The sequence below is a fragment of the Streptomyces sp. P17 genome, from assembly GCF_032436805.1.
In the GTDB taxonomy this organism is placed as follows: Bacteria; Actinomycetota; Actinomycetes; order Streptomycetales; family Streptomycetaceae; genus Streptomyces.
Window position 1 is genome coordinate 1 of the sequence record NZ_JAVRBF010000837.1, and the last position, 271, is coordinate 271.

Here is a 271-nt window from a genome sequence, read left to right on the forward strand (position 1 = left end):
TGCGCATCCGCCAGGTCGACCGAACCGATCGATATCATCTCCCGCGTGGAAGCGGAGGCACCCGGCACCAAGATCATGGTGGCGACGCGGCGAAAGGCCGCGAACGAAAGGCCTTCGATTGCCTCCTCGTCGGTGATGATGTCGTAGGTTCCCGCGGGCAACAGGCGATCGACGCCCCTGAGCCGGAACGGATGCTTGAAGGTGACGGCTTCTCGCCGGGAGCGAGTGGTCAGCGTCGGCCCTATTGCTTGGAAAGCAGGTACGCGTGACC

Annotated in this window: 1 protein-coding gene; it reads right to left on the bottom strand. The window is 63.8% G+C overall.

Features of this window, described 5'->3' with window-relative positions; translation table 11 throughout:
* Window positions 1-271: hypothetical protein (locus tag RMT89_RS43155; protein ID WP_315889222.1), on the bottom strand; the 271-nt coding region annotated here is incomplete at both ends.